Origin of the sequence: Limnohabitans sp. Jir72, from assembly GCF_003063575.1 — a bacterium.
GTDB lineage: Bacteria > Pseudomonadota > Gammaproteobacteria > Burkholderiales > Burkholderiaceae_C > Limnohabitans_A.
In genome coordinates, this window is the sequence record NZ_NESC01000035.1 from 1 (window position 1) to 985 (window position 985).

Genomic DNA, 985 nt, shown 5'->3' on the forward strand with positions numbered 1-985 from the left:
CGCCTGCGTTCGCTGTCACCAGACCGTCCGCTTGAACGGTGCTGTTGAACACCGCTGCGCCTGTTGTGGTCAAGCTGCCGTTCGCTGTCGTCGCGCCGTTGAACTGCGTTGTGCCTGTGCTGGTCAGGTTGCCTGTGTTCACCAGGTTGCCTGTGTTGGTCAAGCCCGCTGTGGTCGTCGCACCCACCACGTTCAAGCCACCCGTCACGTTCGCGCTGGCCAAGGTCGTTGCGCCTGCACTCAGCGTGCCGGTGATGTTGGCGTTGCCTGTGTTCGTCAGCGTACCTGTGTTGCTCAGACCTGTTGTGGTCGTCACGCCCAGGTTCGTCACCGTCGCGTTCAGACTGTTCAAGTTCGACTGACCCGTCACGCTCAAAGTGTCGCCCAGTGTCGTCGCGCCGTTGGCGTTCAAGGTACCTGCCGTTGTCAAGTTACCCGCAGTCACCGTGCCGTTGACCGTGCCTGTGCCAGACACCGTCAGGTTGCCTGCGCTCACGGCCAAATTGCCGTTGGCCACCGTCACGCCTGCGTTCGCTGTCACCAGACCGTTCGCTTGAACGGTGCTGTTGAACACCGCTGCGCCTGTTGTGGTCAAGCTGCCGTTCGCTGTCGTCGCGCCGTTGAACTGCGTTGTGCCTGTGCTGGTCAGGTTGCCTGTGTTGGTCAAGCCCGCTGTGGTCGTCGCACCCACCACGTTCAAGCCACCCGTCACGTTCGCGCTGGCCAAGGTCGTTGCGCCTGCACTCAGCGTGCCGGTGATGTTGGCGTTGCCTGTGTTCGTCAGCGTACCTGTGTTGCTCAGACCTGTTGTGGTCGTCACGCCCAGGTTCGTCACCGTCGCGTTCAGACTGTTCAAGTTCGACTGACCCGTCACGCTCAAAGTGTCGCCCAGTGTCGTCGCGCCGTTGGCGTTCAAGGTACCTGCCGTTGTCAAGTTACCCGCAGTCACCGTGCCGTTGACCGTGCCTGTGCCAGACACCGTCAG

General features: G+C 61.8%; 1 protein-coding gene. It reads right to left on the reverse strand.

The window, feature by feature from the left end:
• A partial coding sequence (locus tag B9Z52_RS17935) for a hypothetical protein (protein ID WP_199222139.1) occupies window positions 1-985 on the reverse strand: 985 nt, incomplete at both ends.